The 14860-nt window shown below is 69.5% G+C and carries 11 protein-coding genes; 5 read left to right on the forward strand and 6 right to left on the reverse strand.

Annotation, left to right across the window (positions count from 1 at the left end; all coding sequences use genetic code 11):
- Window positions 1–3: 3 nt before the first annotated feature.
- Window positions 4–1305 carry an RNA polymerase factor sigma-54 gene (locus AC1DZT_RS13430; protein WP_478007138.1) on the reverse strand — a complete coding sequence of 434 codons (1302 nt, stop codon included), beginning with the start codon at window positions 1303–1305 and terminating at the stop codon, window positions 4–6.
- Between the two features lie 102 nt (window positions 1306–1407).
- On the opposite strand from AC1DZT_RS13430, the gene selD reads away from it, so the two are divergent.
- Window positions 1408–3624, forward strand: coding sequence for a selenide, water dikinase SelD (gene selD, locus AC1DZT_RS13435; protein ID WP_478007139.1), 2217 nt, complete (start codon window positions 1408–1410; stop codon window positions 3622–3624).
- A 115-nt stretch (window positions 3625–3739) separates the two neighbouring features.
- Here the strand turns inward: selD and mnmH are convergent, their stop codons facing one another.
- Together mnmH and argE are read right to left on the reverse strand one after the other, a co-directional pair.
- On the reverse strand, window positions 3740–4831 hold the full coding sequence (gene mnmH / locus AC1DZT_RS13440) for a tRNA 2-selenouridine(34) synthase MnmH (protein WP_478007140.1): 1092 nt from the start codon (window positions 4829–4831) through the stop codon (window positions 3740–3742).
- On the reverse strand, window positions 4832–6013 hold the full coding sequence (argE, locus tag AC1DZT_RS13445) for an acetylornithine deacetylase (RefSeq protein ID WP_478007141.1): 1182 nt from the start codon (window positions 6011–6013) through the stop codon (window positions 4832–4834). It lies immediately after the preceding gene.
- Between the two features lie 107 nt (window positions 6014–6120).
- Between argE and AC1DZT_RS13450 the strand changes: the two genes are divergently transcribed.
- Window positions 6121–6927: a hypothetical protein gene (locus tag AC1DZT_RS13450; RefSeq protein WP_478007142.1), complete on the forward strand. Its 807-nt coding sequence runs from the start codon at window positions 6121–6123 to the stop codon at window positions 6925–6927.
- Between the two features lie 16 nt (window positions 6928–6943).
- The gene (locus tag AC1DZT_RS13455) at window positions 6944–8401 is read left to right on the forward strand and encodes a multicopper oxidase family protein (protein ID WP_478007143.1); all 1458 of its coding nucleotides are present in this window, start codon (window positions 6944–6946) and stop codon (window positions 8399–8401) included.
- Here the strand turns inward: AC1DZT_RS13455 and iolG are convergent.
- The 3 genes from iolG to AC1DZT_RS13470 all read right to left on the reverse strand — a co-directional run bounded on the left by iolG (window position 8398) and on the right by AC1DZT_RS13470 (window position 12734).
- Entirely contained in the window at window positions 8398–9387 is a 990-nt protein-coding gene (gene iolG / locus AC1DZT_RS13460) for an inositol 2-dehydrogenase (protein ID WP_478007144.1), read from the reverse strand. The two genes, AC1DZT_RS13455 and iolG, sit on opposite strands and share 4 nt — an antisense overlap.
- 135 nt (window positions 9388–9522) lie before the next feature.
- Complete coding sequence (locus tag AC1DZT_RS13465) at window positions 9523–12045, reverse strand: ABC transporter permease (protein WP_478007145.1); 2523 nt, start codon at window positions 12043–12045, stop codon at window positions 9523–9525.
- Window positions 12042–12734, reverse strand: coding sequence for an ABC transporter ATP-binding protein (locus AC1DZT_RS13470; RefSeq protein WP_478007146.1), 693 nt, complete (start codon window positions 12732–12734; stop codon window positions 12042–12044). Before AC1DZT_RS13470 ends, AC1DZT_RS13465 begins: the two co-directional genes overlap by 4 nt.
- Window positions 12735–12783: 49 nt before the next feature.
- Between AC1DZT_RS13470 and AC1DZT_RS13475 the strand changes: the two genes are divergently transcribed.
- Together AC1DZT_RS13475 and AC1DZT_RS13480 are read left to right on the forward strand one after the other, a co-directional pair.
- Entirely contained in the window at window positions 12784–13440 is a 657-nt protein-coding gene (locus AC1DZT_RS13475) for an arylesterase (RefSeq protein ID WP_478007147.1), read from the forward strand.
- The gene (locus AC1DZT_RS13480) at window positions 13437–14852 is read left to right on the forward strand and encodes an FAD-binding oxidoreductase (protein ID WP_478007148.1); all 1416 of its coding nucleotides are present in this window, start codon (window positions 13437–13439) and stop codon (window positions 14850–14852) included. Before AC1DZT_RS13475 ends, AC1DZT_RS13480 begins: the two co-directional genes overlap by 4 nt.
- Window positions 14853–14860 lie beyond the last annotated feature (8 nt).

Genomic DNA, 14860 nt, shown 5'->3' on the forward strand with positions numbered 1-14860 from the left:
GGCTTAAGCCCCGCGCTGCCTGCGGCGGTGCGCAGGTGGAATGCCCAGCATCGTGCGGTACTTGGCCACCGTCCGGCGGGCGATGGTCACGCCCAGATCGGCGGCGAGGCTTGCGGCCAGCGCCTCGTCCGTCAGGGGGGCGGCGCAATCCTCGGCTGCGACCTTGCGGGTCAAAAGCTCGCGCAGCGCCGCCGCCGACAGGCCCGGCGCGCCGCCCCCTGCGCCCTCCTGCGGCCCCAGCGCCCGGCTGAACAGCTTGCGCAGCCACCAGCTGCCCCAGGGCGTGTCGACCGAGGCCCCGGCCACCACCCGGCTGACCGTGCTTTCGTGCAGATCCAGCGCTGCGGCCACCTCCGCCATGGTCATCGGCTGCAGGTGGCTGGCCCCCTGTGACAGGGCGGGCTGCTGGCGGCGCAGGATCTCGGTCCCGACGCGCAGCAGCGTTTCGTTGCGCGAGCGGACCAGACGTTCCAGAAGCTTTGCCGCGGCGCGGTTCTCGGCGCTGCCCGCCTTGGCCTCGATCCGCATTTCCGGCAGGGCGCTGCCGTTCAGCGCGATCTGCCAGCTGCCATCGGCGCGCTTGCGGGCCACCAGATCCGGCTCGCGCAGCGTGTCGGCCATCAGGGGTTCGAAGGCGGTGCCCGGCTTGGGGTTCATTGTCCGGATCGTGCGGAAGCGGCGCAGGATCTCCGGCTCGGCCACGCCCGCCATCTGGGCCAGCCGCGCCGTGGCACCGCGCGCCAAGAGGTCGAGGTTGGCGAGGATCAGCTTCATCTCCGGGTCATAGACCCCGGCCTCCTGCGCCTGAAGCTTCAGACATTCGGCCAGGTTGCGCGCGAAAAGCCCGACCGGCTCGGTCTCCTGCAGGCGGTAGAGCACGGCCTCCACCTCGGCGATCCGCGCCCCGGCCTCGTGGGCGATGGTCAGAAGCGGCCGGTCGATCCAGCCCGAGGGCGCCAAAGCCTCGGCCAGAAGCAGCGCGATCCGGCGCTCCTGCGGGGTCTTGATGCGGCGGTCGATCTCGGCCAGCACATGGGCCATCAGGCTCGGCCCCGGGCCTGCGACCATCTCGGCGCCCGCAGGCTCGGCCCGCGCCCCGCCCGGCAAGGCCCCGGCCCAGCGCGGCAGCCAGTCGCGCGGCTGCGGCGCGGTCAGGATCAGGCTGGGGTTCTCGGCGGCCTGCTCCTCGATCTGACGGCTCAGGCCCGCGGCATCCAGAAGCAGCATGTCGATCGAGGCCCGAAGCCCGACGGAAAGCTTCAGCCGCAGGCTTTGTTTGACCTCGATGCGCTGTCTTTGGGCCATGCGCCATGGCTAGACCACGAAGGGACGCCTTGCAACGCCTGTTCCCTCGCCAAGGCCGGTGCGCCCGGTTAGGGTCCTCCGCGACGTTCAGGAAAGTGCGCGATGCAAGAGACGACCCTGCCCCTCCTCCGTGACCTCGTGCTGATCGGGGGCGGCCATGCCCATGCGCTCGTTCTGCGGATGTGGGCGATGAAGCCCCTGCCCGGGGTGCGCCTGACCCTGATCAACCCCGATCCGGTGGCGCCCTATACCGGCATGCTGCCCGGCCTGATCGCCGGCCACTACCGGCGCGAGGAGATCCTGATCGACCTCGTCCGCCTCGCCCGTTTCGCCGGGGCGCGGCTGATCCTCGACCGTGCGACGGGCATCGACCGTTCCGCGCAAATGATCCACCTCGCCGGGCGTGCGCCCCTGCCCTATGACCTCGCCTCCCTTGACATCGGCATCACCTCGGACCTGCCCGACCTGCCCGGCTTTGCCGAACACACCCACGCCGCCAAACCCCTTGGCGCCTATGCCCGGGAGTGGGAGGCTTTCGTCGCCCGCGCCCTGCCCGAACCGCGCGTCGTGGTGATCGGCGGTGGGGTGGGTGGGGTGGAGCTGGCGCTGGCCACCGCCCACCGCCTGCGCCAGACCGGGGCGAAGCCCGCGGTCACCCTGGTCGACCGCGGCCCGCAGCTTCTGCCGCATCTCTCCACCGCCAGCCGCGCCGCCCTGACCCGCGCCCTGCAGGCCGAGGGCGTGACCCTGCTGAAAGCCCAATCCCCGACCCGGGCCGAGGCCGACCGCGTCCACCTGCTGGACGGCAGCGCGCTGCCTTCGGATTTCACCCTGACCGTGGCCGGCGCCCGCCCGCAGGGCTGGCTCGCCGAAACCGGGCTGGACCTGCACGAGGGCTATGTCGCCGTCGATGCAAGCCTGCGCAGCTCCGACCCCCTGATCTTCGCCGCCGGCGACTGCGCCCATCTGACCACCGCCCCGCGCCCCAAGGCCGGGGTCTATGCCGTCCGCGCCGCGCCCGTCCTTTTGCAGAACCTGCGCGCCAGCCTGACCGGCGCCCCCCTGCAGCCGTTCAAACCGCAAAAGGATTACCTCAAGCTGATCTCGCTCGGGCAGAAGACGGCGCTGGCCGACAAATGGGGACTGCGCGCCGGTGGCGGTTGGCTCTGGCGGCTGAAAGATCGGATCGACGGCAAGTTCATGGCGAAGTTCGAGGATTTCCCGGCGATGGCGCCCCCGGCCCTGCCCTCCCCCGCCGTGCTGGGCCTGGCCGAGGCCCTGGGCGACAAGCCCCTCTGCGGCGGATGCGGTGCCAAGGTCGGCGCTGTCGGGGTCTCGGCCCTGCTGGCGGCCCTGCCCGCGCCCCAAAGGGCCGAGGTCATCGCCGGGGCCGGCGACGATGCCGCGATCCTGCGGGTGATCGGCGGGGTGCAGGTGCTGACCACCGACCATCTGCGCGCCTTCACCAACGACCCGCGCCTGATGGCCGAACTGACCGCGATCCATGCCCTGGGCGACATCTGGGCGATGGGTGCGAAGCCGCAGGTGGCCTTGGCCCAGGTCATCCTGCCCCGCCTTTCGCCCGAGATGCAGGCAAGGATGCTGACCGAGGTGATGCAGGCCGCAGCGGAGGTCTTCACCGCCGCCGGCGCTGATGTGGTCGGCGGCCACACCAGCCAGGGCGCCGAGCTCACCCTGGGCTTCACCGTCACCGGCCTCGCCCAGCGCCCGGTCCCCAAGGGCGGCGCCCGGCCCGGCGACCTCTTGATCCTGACCAAACCCTTGGGCTCCGGCACAATCCTCGCGGCTGAGATGGCCATGGCCCGCCTGCCCGACCTGATGCTGGGCGAGGCGGTCGCCGCCTGCCTCACCCGGATGCGCCGCCCCCTGGCCGAGGCCTCCACCCTCCTCGCCCCCCATGCCCATGCGATGACCGATGTCACAGGCTTCGGCCTCGCCGGCCATTTGATCGAGATGATGGAAGCCTCCGGCACCACGGCAAACCTCTGGCTCGACGCCGTGCCCCTGATGCCGGGGGCCGAGGCGCTGACGGCGGCAGGCGAACATTCCTCCCTCGCCCCCTCCAACCGCGCGAATCTCCTTGGCCGCATAAGGGGCGAGGGCCTGACCACCCCGCGCGGCGCCCTGCTCTTTGACCCGCAAACTTGCGGTGGCCTCCTCGCCGCCGTCCCCGCGACGCTGGCCGCCCAACTGCTGCCAAGGCTCCACGCCGCAGGCGATGTCGAGGCGCGGATCATAGGCCACGTCAGCGCAGGGGCCGCGGAGATCATCCTTACCGCCTGCCCGGTCGCCGGTTGACGGGCGGGGAGGCCAGCCTCCCACCGCTCCGCAGGTTCTTCGCTCCTGCGGAGCAACCTGCTGCGCACCCCTCCGGAGTATTTCCAAAGGAGCAAATGCAAGACGGGCGAAGGACTCAGGTCCGGTTTGTAGGATGGGCAATCTGCCCATCTTCCAGAACGAACTCCGCCAAGGCGTCGCGCACCTGAGCCGCCAGACCCGGCAAGGCCGCCTCATCGAGCCGGGGCGCGGCGATCGTCCGCGTCGGCACCTCCATGCGGGCGCGGTGTTTTTCATAGCGCGGGTCGTAGTGCAGGCGCATCAGGTCATGGGCCAGGGCCTCGAAATCATGGGCCTCGGCCAAGGCCATCCAGCCCTCGATCACCTCGCGGGAATGGGCGTGGCGCAAGAGGGTGATGACCTCGGCCAGCCTTGCGCCATCGGCCACGATATCGGCATAGGCGCGGGTCAGGTATTTCGCCCGCTCTTCCAGCGGGGCGGCGATGCAGATCCGCGGCGCCTTGGTCATCGCGGCCCAAAGATGCGGCGGCAGGCGCAGATCGCCGACCTTGGCGCTTTCCGCCTCCACCACCACCGGGCGCGCGGGATCTAGCCGCGACAACTCCAGCGCCAGCGCACATTCGAAAGCCTTCTGCGAGGGCTGCCCGCCCGGCCTGTGGCCGAACAAGGACCCCCGATGCCGCGCCAGCCCTTCCAGGTCGATCACCTGCACGCCCTGCCCGGCGAGGATCTGCAACAGGTCCGTCTTGGCCGTGCCGGTATTGCCATCCAGCACCACGACCTTCGAGGCCACCGGCGTGTCATAGAGCGCCTTGACCACCAGCGCCCGCCAGGCCTTGTAGCCCCCCGCCACCGTCTCGACCCGCCAGCCGATCTGCGAAAGGATCGTGGCGAACGACCCCGAGCGTTGCCCGCCGCGCCAGCAATAGACCAGGGGCCGCCAGCCGCCCGGCTTGTCGGCCAGAGGCCCCTCCAGATGTTTCGCCGCATTGCGCGCCACCAGCGCCGCGCCAAGCTTGCGCGCCGTGAAGGGCGAGACCTGCTTGTAGACCGTCCCGACCCTTGCGCGCTCCTCGTCATCCAGAACGGCCAAGCTGATCGCCCCCGGCAGATGATCCTCGGCAAATTCCAAAGGCGCCCGCACGTCGATGATCGTATCGAAGCCCAGCGTGGCAAGGTCCGACAGCGCGGTCAGCGTCACCGCCATCTAAAAGCCCGCCCGCAGCCGGACCAGCAATTCCGCCAGCATCGCCTCGCAGCGCGCCATCTGCTCGACCGAGACATATTCGTCCGGCTTGTGCCCCTGCGCCATCGACCCCGGCCCGCAGATCACCGTGGCAATCCCCAGCCTCGCGTCAAAGAGCCCCCCCTCGGTGCCGAAGGCCACCTTGATCGTGCCATTGGCCCCGGTCAGCCCCTTGACGAAATTCACCACCGCCGCATCCGAGGGCGTGCCAAGGCCCGGATAATCCCACTGCCGTTCAAGGGTGATCGCGGCCTCGGGGAACTCTGCCCGCAAGGGCGCGCAGATCGCCTCCGCCTTCTGGCGCAGCCGGTCGATCAAGAGCGCGGGGTCATCCTGCGCCAGCGAGCGGATCTCGAAATCCAGGGTGGCGGTGTTGGGCACGATATTGACCTGCACCCCGCCCGCCATCTTGCCGACATGGAGCGTGGTATAGGGCACGTCGTAATCACCATCCTTGACGCCATAGGCCGCAACCTCGGCCTGCAGATCGCGCACCGCGCCGAGGAAATCCGCCGCCAGATGCAGCGCGTTCAGCGCCATGGGGGCAAGCGCCGAATGCCCCTCGCGCCCGGTGCAGGTGGCGCGCAGGGCCACCTTGCCCTTGTGCCCGGTGGCCACCTGCATCCCGGTAGGCTCGCCCACGATGCAGAACCGCGGCCGCACCGGGGCGCCCTCCAGCAGCGTGATCAGCGAGCGCACCCCCATGCAGCCGATCTCTTCGTCGTAAGACAGCGCCAGATGCAGGGGTACGGTCAGCTTGCGCCCCGCGGCCTCGCCCTCCGCCGCCGCGATCATCAGGGAGATGGCCGCGGCACAAAACCCCTTCATATCCGCCGCGCCGCGCCCGTAAAGCCGCCCCTCGGCCTCGGTCAGCTCGAACGGCGGGCGGGTCCAGGCCTGGCCCACCACCGGCACCACATCGGTATGGCCCGACAGCATCACCCCGCCCTCGCCAGCCCCGACCGAGGCGTAAAGGTTGGCCTTGCCGCCCGCCGCATCCGGGATCAGCCGGCTTTCCACCCCGGCCTCGGCCAGAAGCCCCTGGACATAGGTCATCAGGGCCATGTTCGGATTGGCGCTGACCGTGTCGAAGGCGATCAGGCGGGACAGGATTTCGCGGGTGCGCGCGGTGATGTCAGGCAAGGGCAGGCTCCTCTTTGCCCGCCTTTGATAACCTCATCCGGCCCTCCTGCGGAAGGGCGCTTCTCTTTCCCCCCCAGTTCCGCCACCATGGCCGCGAAGGAGACCCCATGCGCCCGCTGCCCCTTGCCGCCGCCCTCAGCCTGACCCTCGCCGCCCTGACTGCCGGGGCCGAGGATCTGCCGCCCCCCAACCTTGCCCCCCTGCCGCATGACGGCCCCGCCCCCGAAGGCGCCACGGCCCGGCTTCTGGCGGCGCATCAGCTGCAGGCCATGGGGATGGCGCAGAAGGACCCGGTCCTGCTGCTCGCCGCGGCGCATCTGATGGCCGGCGTCACCCTGCGCGAGGTGACCCGCGCCACGGCAGACCCCGTGGCCGCTCCAGTGGCCGAGCCGAAACCGGCCGAGAAGGGCAAGAAGAAGAAGGCCAAGGCCGATCCCGTCGCCGAAACCCCGCCGCCCGAGGCCGCGCCGCAACTGGTGCCGCAGGTCGTGCCCGACCCCGCCACCGCCGCCCCCCTGCCCGGCACGCTGGCGATCCCGCAACTCCTCGACGCCGCCCGCGACATGCTGCCCGAGGGCGACATCCTGCGCGACGTGATCGCCGATGCCCGCTCGGACACGCCGCCGCCCGGCCCGGTGGCCGAGGTGACGGCCCTGCAGCAAGGCGCCGGCGGCGCCACGACCTTCGCTTTGCCGATGGCGGGGCAAAGCTATGGCGAGATCGGCCTTCTGCGCCTGTCGGGCGGTGCTGCGACGCTCCGCGTCACCGATGCGCTGGGCAATCCGGTCTGCGAGGACAAATCCGCCAGCCCCTCGGCCCTTTGCGGCTTTGTGCCACGGCAAAGTGATCGCTTTCTCGTGACCATCCGCAATGACGGCGCCGCCCCGGTGGATTACCTTCTGATCACCAATTGATCCAAGCGAGGCCCCGATGACCCAGACCCGCCGCCAGTTCCTCTCTGCCGCAGCCGGCCTCGCCCTCGCCCCCGCCCTGCCGCGCATGGCCCTTGCCGCGGCCCCGGCCCTGACCATCGCCTCCCGCCAGATCGAGGTTCAGGGCCGCGCCGCCACGGTCTATGGCATCACCGGCCCGGACGGCGCCTCCGGCCTTGCGGCCAGGGCAGGCGACCGCTTCCAGGGCCTCGTGCGCAACGACAGCGGCACCGAGCTGATCCTGCATTTCCACGGCCAGACGCTCTACAGGAACACCGACGACCGCACCCGCCCGGATGGCGGCTTCCAGGCCAGCGGGACCGAGGAGGCCTATGAATTCCCCCTCACCCCCGGCACCCACTGGATGCATTCCCACACCCTGACCGAACAGCAACTCCTCGCCGCCCCCCTGATCACGCGCGAGGCCGATGCGCCTGCGATGCCCGAGGCGGTGATGATGCTCCACGACTTCGCCTTCCGCCCCCCGGCCGAAATCGCGCAGGAGCTTCTGACCTCCAAGGCCCATCACATGGCGGGGATGGACATGTCCGGCGGCGCCATGCCCGGCATGGACATGAAAGGCATGGATATGAAGGGGATGGACATGTCCCACGCCCCCGCCGGCGCGATGGAAGGCATGGCCATGCCCGCAATGATCCATGCCAATGACGTGACCTATGACGCCTATCTCGCCAATGACCGCAGCCTCGCCGATCCGCAGGTGATCGAGGTCGCCCCCGGCCCCTTCCGCCTGCGCGTGATCAACGGCGCCACCGCCACCGCCTTCTGGCTCGCGACCGGCACGCTCGCCGCCAAGGTCGTGGCGGTGGATGGCAACCCGGTCAGCCCGGTCAGCCAGCCTATGATGCCGCTGGCACAAGGCCAGCGCCTCGACCTGATCGTGACGATCCCGCCCGATGGCGGCGCATTCCCGATCCTCGCCCAGGTCGAAAACGCGAGGTTCCGCACCGGCCTGATCCTCGCCACCAAGGGCGCCCCCGTCACGAAACTGGCCGCGGAGGCCGACACGCCCGCCCCCTTCGTCGACCTCTCGCTCGAATCCAGCCTGCAGGCCCTCGCCCCGCTCCCCGCCAAACCCGCCGATGCGATGCTGCACATCGCGCTCGGCCAGGGCGACAACTACCGCTGGACGATCAACGGCGCCGCCCATGGCGAGGCGCCGCCCCTCGCCGCCGCCCTCGGCACGAGGGTCGAGATGATGTTCATGAACCCGACGATGATGATGCACCCGATGCACCTGCACGGCCACCATTTCCAGGTCGTCGACCTCGGCAAAGGCCGCTTCAACGGCCCGATGCGCGACACCGTCATCGTCCCCCCCGGCGCCATGGTCACCGTCGCGGTGGATTTCACCAACCCCGGCGCCTGGTTCCTGCACTGCCACCACCTCTACCACATGGCCAGCGGCATGATGACCTCGATCACCGTAGCCTAACCCCCCCGCACCCCCCCAATTTCATTGGTCCATAAATATCCCGGGGCCCGGGGCAGACCCCCGGACCCATCCTCGCCCGAGGGCAAGGCCGGCGCCTTGGCCGCGACCGCAGCAATGAACGCCGCAATCTCCGCCGCATAGGCCTCGGTATAGCGGGTCATGAAGAAGTCATGCAGCGGCGGGCGGGTATAGCCTGCCGCATTGGCCACCTCGATCGACACCGGGCGCTGGTTTTCGGCCGAAACCTGGCCCTTGGCGCCATGCACCTCGATCCGCTGGTCATAGCCATAGGTGGCCCGGCGCGAGTTCGAGATCAGCGCCATCTTCCCCGAAGCCGTCCGCAGCATCACCTGCACGCTGTCGCTGTCCCCCGCCACGCCGATCGCCGGATCGACCAGAACCGAGGCCATCGCCGAAACCTCGGTGATCTCCTCACCCAGAAGGAAGCGCGCCATGTCGAAGTCATGGATCGTCATGTCGCGGAAAATCCCGCCCGAGCGCTTGATGTAATCGACCGGCGGCGCGCCGGGATCGCGCGAGGTGATCGTCACCATCTCCACCGCGCCGATGGTGCCCTTGTCGATCTCTGCCCGCACCGCCATGAAATGCGGGTCGAAGCGGCGGTTGAAGCCCACCATCAGCGTGCCCTTGGCCTCGCGCACCACCTTGAGGCAGGCTTTCACCCGGTCGAGGCTCAGATCGATCGGCTTTTCGCAGAAGACCGCCTTGCCGGCCTTGACGAAAGCCTCGATCAGGTCGGCATGGGTGTCGGTGGGCGTGCAGATCACCACCGCGTCGATGTCCGTGGCGGCGAGAATCGCCTCGATGGTGCGGACCTCGCAGCCATATTGGTCGGCAATCGCCTGGGCCGCCGGCGCCATCGCATCGGCCACCGCCACCAGCCTCGCCTGCGGATTGCCCGTCACCGCCTTGGCATGCACCTTGCCGATGCGGCCAGCGCCCAAAAGCCCGAAACGCAGAGTCATTTTCCGTTCCTTTCCATCAGCCACGCCCCTTCGGCGCGGCCCATCCCGAAATTCATGGAATGTCTATTCCATTTTCAGACGCGTTCAACCGCCAATTCCAGCACCGGCGCGGCTTTGCGCGGGGGAGGTGCGGGCCTACTCCGCCGACCGCAAGACCTGCGCCGGTCGGGCCGAGATCGGGGCCAACGCAAAGACCAGACCCGCCGCCAGCGTCGCCAGCATGCCGCCCAGCACAATGCCCAGCGCCGACCAGGGCTCGAAAGCATAGGGCAGGTCCATCACCAGCCGCAGCACCGCCCAGCCGCCGATGCCGCCCGCCACCACGGCGACCAGCCCCGCCGCCGCCCCGGTCAGCGCCGCGCGCAGGGCAAAGCTCGCCAGAATCCGCCCGCGCGTCGCGCCCAGCACCTTCAGCACCGCCGCCTCCTGCATCCGCCCGCGCACGCCTGCCGCAGCGCCGCCCACCAGCACGACCAGCCCGGTGACCAGCACCGCACCCGCCGCGATCACCGTGGCGGTCGCAATCGCACCAAGCGCCGAGGCCACCCGCTCGATCGCCTCCTTCACCGAAATCGCAGTGACATTGGGGAAAGCCTTGGACGTGTCGCGCAGGATGCCGCCCTCCGCCCCCGCCGCCGCATAGACCGTCGCGATCGAACTGTGCGGCGCCCCCGCCACAGCGCCGGCGTTCATCACCATGACGAACCCCATCCCCGCGGTGGAGAAATCGACCTTGCGGAAGGAGGTGATCTTCGCCTCGATATCCCGGCCGAGGATGTTCACAACCAGCATGTCGCCCAGCTTCAGATGCATCTCGGCGGCCTCTTCCTCGGCAAAGGATATTTCCGCCGGGCCGGTATAGCCCTCGGGCCACCATTTCCCCGCCACCAGCCGCGTGCCCTTCGGCATCGCATCGGCAAAGCTGATGCCGCGGTCGCCGCTGACCACCCAGTGATCCCCCGCCACCTCGCGCGCCGGGCGCCCGTTGATCTGGGTCAGAAGCCCGCGCAGCATCGGCGCGGATTCCATCCGGCTGACCGCCGGATTTCCCTGCATCATCGCGGTGAAGGCCGGCATCTGGTCATCCTGCAGGTCGATGAAGAAGAAGGACGGCGCCTTGGCCGGCAGGTCCCGCGCAATCGAGGCGCGGAAGTTGGCATCAATCTGCCCGACCACCGCCAGCACACTCAACCCCAGCCCAAGCGACAGAACCACCGCCAGCGCCTCGGACCGGGGCCCGCCAATCGCCGCCAGCGCCAGCCGCAGCCCGGGCCTGCCCGCAACGAAGCGCCGCCGCGCCGCCCAGCGCGCCAGAAGGCGCAGGCCAAGCCCGGCAAGTGCCAAGACCAGAAGCGCCGCAAAGACCCCGCCCAAGGTGCCCAGCGCCAGCCACTTGCTGCCCGAGAACCACACCGCCCCGCCGACGAACAGCGCCAGCAGCCCGACCAGCGCCACCAGATGCCCCGCCTTGGGCCAGACCCGCACCGCAGCCCCCCGGTATAGCGAGGCCGCGCCCTGCCGCACCGCCTGCGCCAGCGGCCACAGCGCGAACAACAGCCCCGTCACCAGCCCGTAGAACGCCGCCTGCGCCAGCGGCGCAGGGTACAGCGCAAAGCGCACCGGAAAGGGCAGCACCCCGGCCAGCAAGGGCGCCGCGAGCAAGGGCCCGCCCGCGCCGATCGCCAGCCCGATGGCCACGCCGACAGAGGTGATCGCCAGGATCTGCACCAGATAGATCCGCAGCACCAGGGCACTTTCCGCCCCCAGAACCTTCAGCGTCGCGATGGTGGCAATCCGCGCCTCCATGAAGGCGCGCACCGCAGAGGCGACGCCGACCCCGCCCACCGTCAGCCCGGCAAGGCCGACGAGGATCAGGAAAGACCCCATCCGCTGGACGAATTTCTCGATCCCCTGCGCGGCGTTGCGCCGGTCGGACCATTGCATGCCCTTGTCGCGGAACTCCTGCTCCGCCGCGACCTGCAAGGCGCCAAGATCGGCCCCCTGCGGCAGGACCAGCCGATATTCCGTCTCATACAGGGTCCCCGGCTCCAAGAGCCCCGATTGCGCCAGATCCGCGGTGCGCACCAGGGTCCGCGGCCCAAGGCCAAAGCCCGCCGTCGCCGTATCCGGCTCTGCCACCAGAAGCGCCCCCAGCCGGAAGGTCTGCGTGCCAAGCTTGAAGGTGTCGCCCGCCTTCAACCCCAGGCGCGCGGCCAGAACCGGCTCCATCAGCGCGCCCGCCACCCCGTCCTTCACCGCCAGCGCCGCGTCCAAGGTCCCGGCATCCAGCCCCGCAGTACCCAGCAAGGGCCAAAGCCCGTCCACCGCCTTGACCTGGGTCAGCGCCCGGTCGTCGGCGGTCACCACCATGGACCGGAACTCCACCACTTCCGAGACCTTGGCGGCATGATCCGCCATCCAGGCCTTCTCGTCCTCCGAGGCATGGCGGTAGGTGAATTTCATCTGCGCATCGCCGCCGAGGATCACCGCCCCCTGATCGGCAAGCCCGCCCTCAATGGCCGAGCGCAGCATCCCCACGGCGGCAATCGCGGCCACCCCCAAGGCAAGGCACAGGATCAGGATGCGAAACCCCGCCAGCCCGGCCCTGAGCTCGCGCCGCGCCAAGCGAAAGGCCAGCGCCCATTCCGCGCCGTTCATGCGGCGGCTCCGGCCATGGCGGATTCCACCAGACGGCCATCCGCCATCCGCAACACCCGGTCACAGCGCGCCGCCAGTTCCGGCGCATGGGTGACCATGACCAAGGTCGCGCCATGCCGGTCGCGCAGCTGAAAGATCAGTTCCATGATCGCGGCGCCATTCACCGTATCAAGGTTCCCGGTCGGCTCATCGGCCAGCAAGAGCCGCGGCCTTGGGGCCGAGGCGCGGGCCAGCGCCACGCGCTGCTGCTCGCCCCCCGACAGCTGGCTCGGGTAGTGATCGCCCCGCGCGCCGAGGCCCACCGCCGCCAATTCCGCCCTGGCCCGGGCGCCGGCATCGGCCACCCCGGCAATCTCCAGCGGCAGGGCGACGTTTTCCAGCGCGGTCAATGTCGGAATAAGGTGGAAGCTTTGGAAGACCACCCCCATATTCCCCCTGCGGAAGCGGGCCAGACCATCCTCGTCCAAAGCGGTGAGATCCTGCCCCAAGGCCGTGACACTGCCCGCCGAGGCGCGTTCCAGCCCGGCCATCAGCATGAGGAGCGAGGATTTGCCCGACCCCGAAGGCCCGATCAGCGCGAGGCTCTCGCCCGCCGAGACCGCAAGGCTGATGCCGCGCAAGATCTCCACCGGGCCGGCATTGCCCCGCAGCGTCAGCCCCACCTCTTTCAGATCGAGAACCCTGTCCATGCCCGCCCCATTTCAAACTGTTATCAAGTCCCTGTCGCGGGCCCGTCGGGTGTCATATGGGCCGATCCGCGCCCTGCGCAATGTCACTTTGGCGTTATCTCTGGCGCTTTGGGCGCCGATGGCGATGGCCGGGGTCACCATTGCCGCTTTGGGCGACAGTCTGACGGCGGGCTATGGCCTGCCGCGCGAACAGGGCTTCACGGCGCAGCTGCAGGACTGGCTGCGCGGCCATGGCGCCGATGTGACCGTGTCCAATGCCGGCGTGTCGGGCGATACCACCGCCGGCGGCCTGTCGCGGCTGGAATGGACCCTTTCGCCCAGCGTCAAGGCGCTGATCGTCAACCTCGGCGCCAATGACATGCTACGCGGGATCGACCCGGCGCAAAGCCGCGCCAATCTGGACGCCATCCTGAAAGAGGCGACAGGGCGCCAGATCCCGGTTCTCCTCGTCGGCATCAAGTCGACCCGCAACTTCGGCCCCGATTACCAGAGCCAGTTCGACGCGATCTACCCCGCGCTTGCCGCCCAGTACCACACGCTCTTCTTCCCCGATTACTTCGGCCCCTTCCTCGCCGTGAACCCCGACCCCGCCGCGATGGGGCAATTCCTGCAGGACGACCACCTCCACCCCAATGCCAAGGGCGTCGCCACCATCGTGGCCGCGCTCGGGCCGCAAGTCCTCGACCTTCTGAAAGCCGTGAAATGACCCTTCTCGACGACCTCCGCGCCCGGCTCGGGCCTGCGCATGTGATCACCGGCGACGCCCTCGCCAAATATGGCGAGGAATGGAGCGGCCATTACCACCCCGCCCCCCTCGCCGTCGCCCGCCCCGGCACGACGGAGGAGGTCGCAGCCACCCTGCAGATCGCCGCCCGCCACAGAATCCCCGTCATCCCGGTCTCGGGCCTGACCGGGCTTGTCGGCGGGGCCATGACCCAGGGCGGGCTGATGCTCTCCGTCGAGCGCCTGAACAAGATCCGCGAGATCCGCCCCGAAACCCGCATCGCCGTGGTCGAGGCCGGGGTGATCCTGCAAAGCCTGCATGACGCGGCAGAGGCGCAGGGGCTCTACTTCCCGCTCTGGTTCGGCGCCCGCGGCTCGGCGATGATCGGCGGGGTGCTGTCGACCAATGCCGGCGGCTCCAACGTCGTGCGCTATGGTTCGACCCGGGCGCTCTGTCTGGGGCTGGAGGTGGTTCTGCCCGATGGCCGCATCCTCAACCTGATGTCCGAACTGCACAAGAACAACTCCGGCTACGACCTGCGCCAGATGTTCATCGGGGCCGAGGGCACCCTGGGCATCATCACCGCCGCCGTGATGAAACTGGTGCCGCGCCCCAAGGCCTATGCCACGGCGACGCTGGCCGCCCGCTCGCTGCCCGATGCGCTCACCCTGCTGAACCGCCTGCAAGAGGCCTCGGGCGGCGCGGTGGAGGCTTTCGAATACATGCCCGCCAGCTTCATGCGCCGCCTGTCCGAGGCCCGCCCCGACATCCGCCTGCCCTTCAGCCAGCGCTACGAGACCAATATCCTCGTCGAGCTTGCCGCCACCGCGCCGAAAGACGCCACCCCCGGCCCCGATGGCGTGGTGCCCCTGACCGCCCTTCTGGAAGACACCCTCGCCAGCCTGATCGAAACCGGCGCCGTGCTCGATGCCGAGATCGCCCAGAACGACGCGCAGCGCCTTGCGATGTGGAAGCGCCGCGAGCTGGCCGCCGAGATCACCATCGCCCGCCAGCCCACCATCGACACCGACATCGCCCTGCCCCTGCATCTGGTGCCCGAATTCTTCACCCGGATCGAGGCCCGCCTGCCCGCCCTCGATCCCGGGGCCGAGACCCTCTCGGTCGCCCATCTCGGCGATGGCAATATCCACTTCACCGTCTATCCTTCCAGCGCCGACCCCGCCCTCTACGATGCCGTGGTCGAGGCGGTGGAGGATGTGGTGCAGGACCTGCACGGCAGCTTCTCCGCCGAACACGGCGTGGGCCTGTCCAAGCTCAAGACCATGGCCCGCCGCAAGGACCCCGTGGCGCTGGACGTGATGCGCGCCGTGAAAGCCGCGCTGGACCCGGGAAACCTGATGAACCCCGGCAAGGTCATTCCCCCGAAGCCCTGACCGAACGG

Source organism: Rhodobacter sp. P1_C2, assembly GCF_056406375.1.

Coding starts and splice junctions, on each gene's coding strand:
- mnmH (WP_478007140.1), bottom strand. CDS start 4,831: ATGGCGGTGACGCTGACCGCGCTGTCGGACCTTGCCACGCTGGGCTTC.
- AC1DZT_RS13430 (WP_478007138.1), bottom strand. CDS start 1,305: ATGGCCCAAAGACAGCGCATCGAGGTCAAACAAAGCCTGCGGCTGAAG.
- selD (WP_478007139.1), top strand. CDS start 1,408: ATGCAAGAGACGACCCTGCCCCTCCTCCGTGACCTCGTGCTGATCGGG.
- AC1DZT_RS13470 (WP_478007146.1), bottom strand. CDS start 12,734: ATGGACAGGGTTCTCGATCTGAAAGAGGTGGGGCTGACGCTGCGGGGC.
- AC1DZT_RS13450 (WP_478007142.1), top strand. CDS start 6,121: ATGCGCCCGCTGCCCCTTGCCGCCGCCCTCAGCCTGACCCTCGCCGCC.
- AC1DZT_RS13465 (WP_478007145.1), bottom strand. CDS start 12,045: ATGAACGGCGCGGAATGGGCGCTGGCCTTTCGCTTGGCGCGGCGCGAG.
- iolG (WP_478007144.1), bottom strand. CDS start 9,387: ATGACTCTGCGTTTCGGGCTTTTGGGCGCTGGCCGCATCGGCAAGGTG.
- AC1DZT_RS13455 (WP_478007143.1), top strand. CDS start 6,944: ATGACCCAGACCCGCCGCCAGTTCCTCTCTGCCGCAGCCGGCCTCGCC.
- AC1DZT_RS13480 (WP_478007148.1), top strand. CDS start 13,437: ATGACCCTTCTCGACGACCTCCGCGCCCGGCTCGGGCCTGCGCATGTG.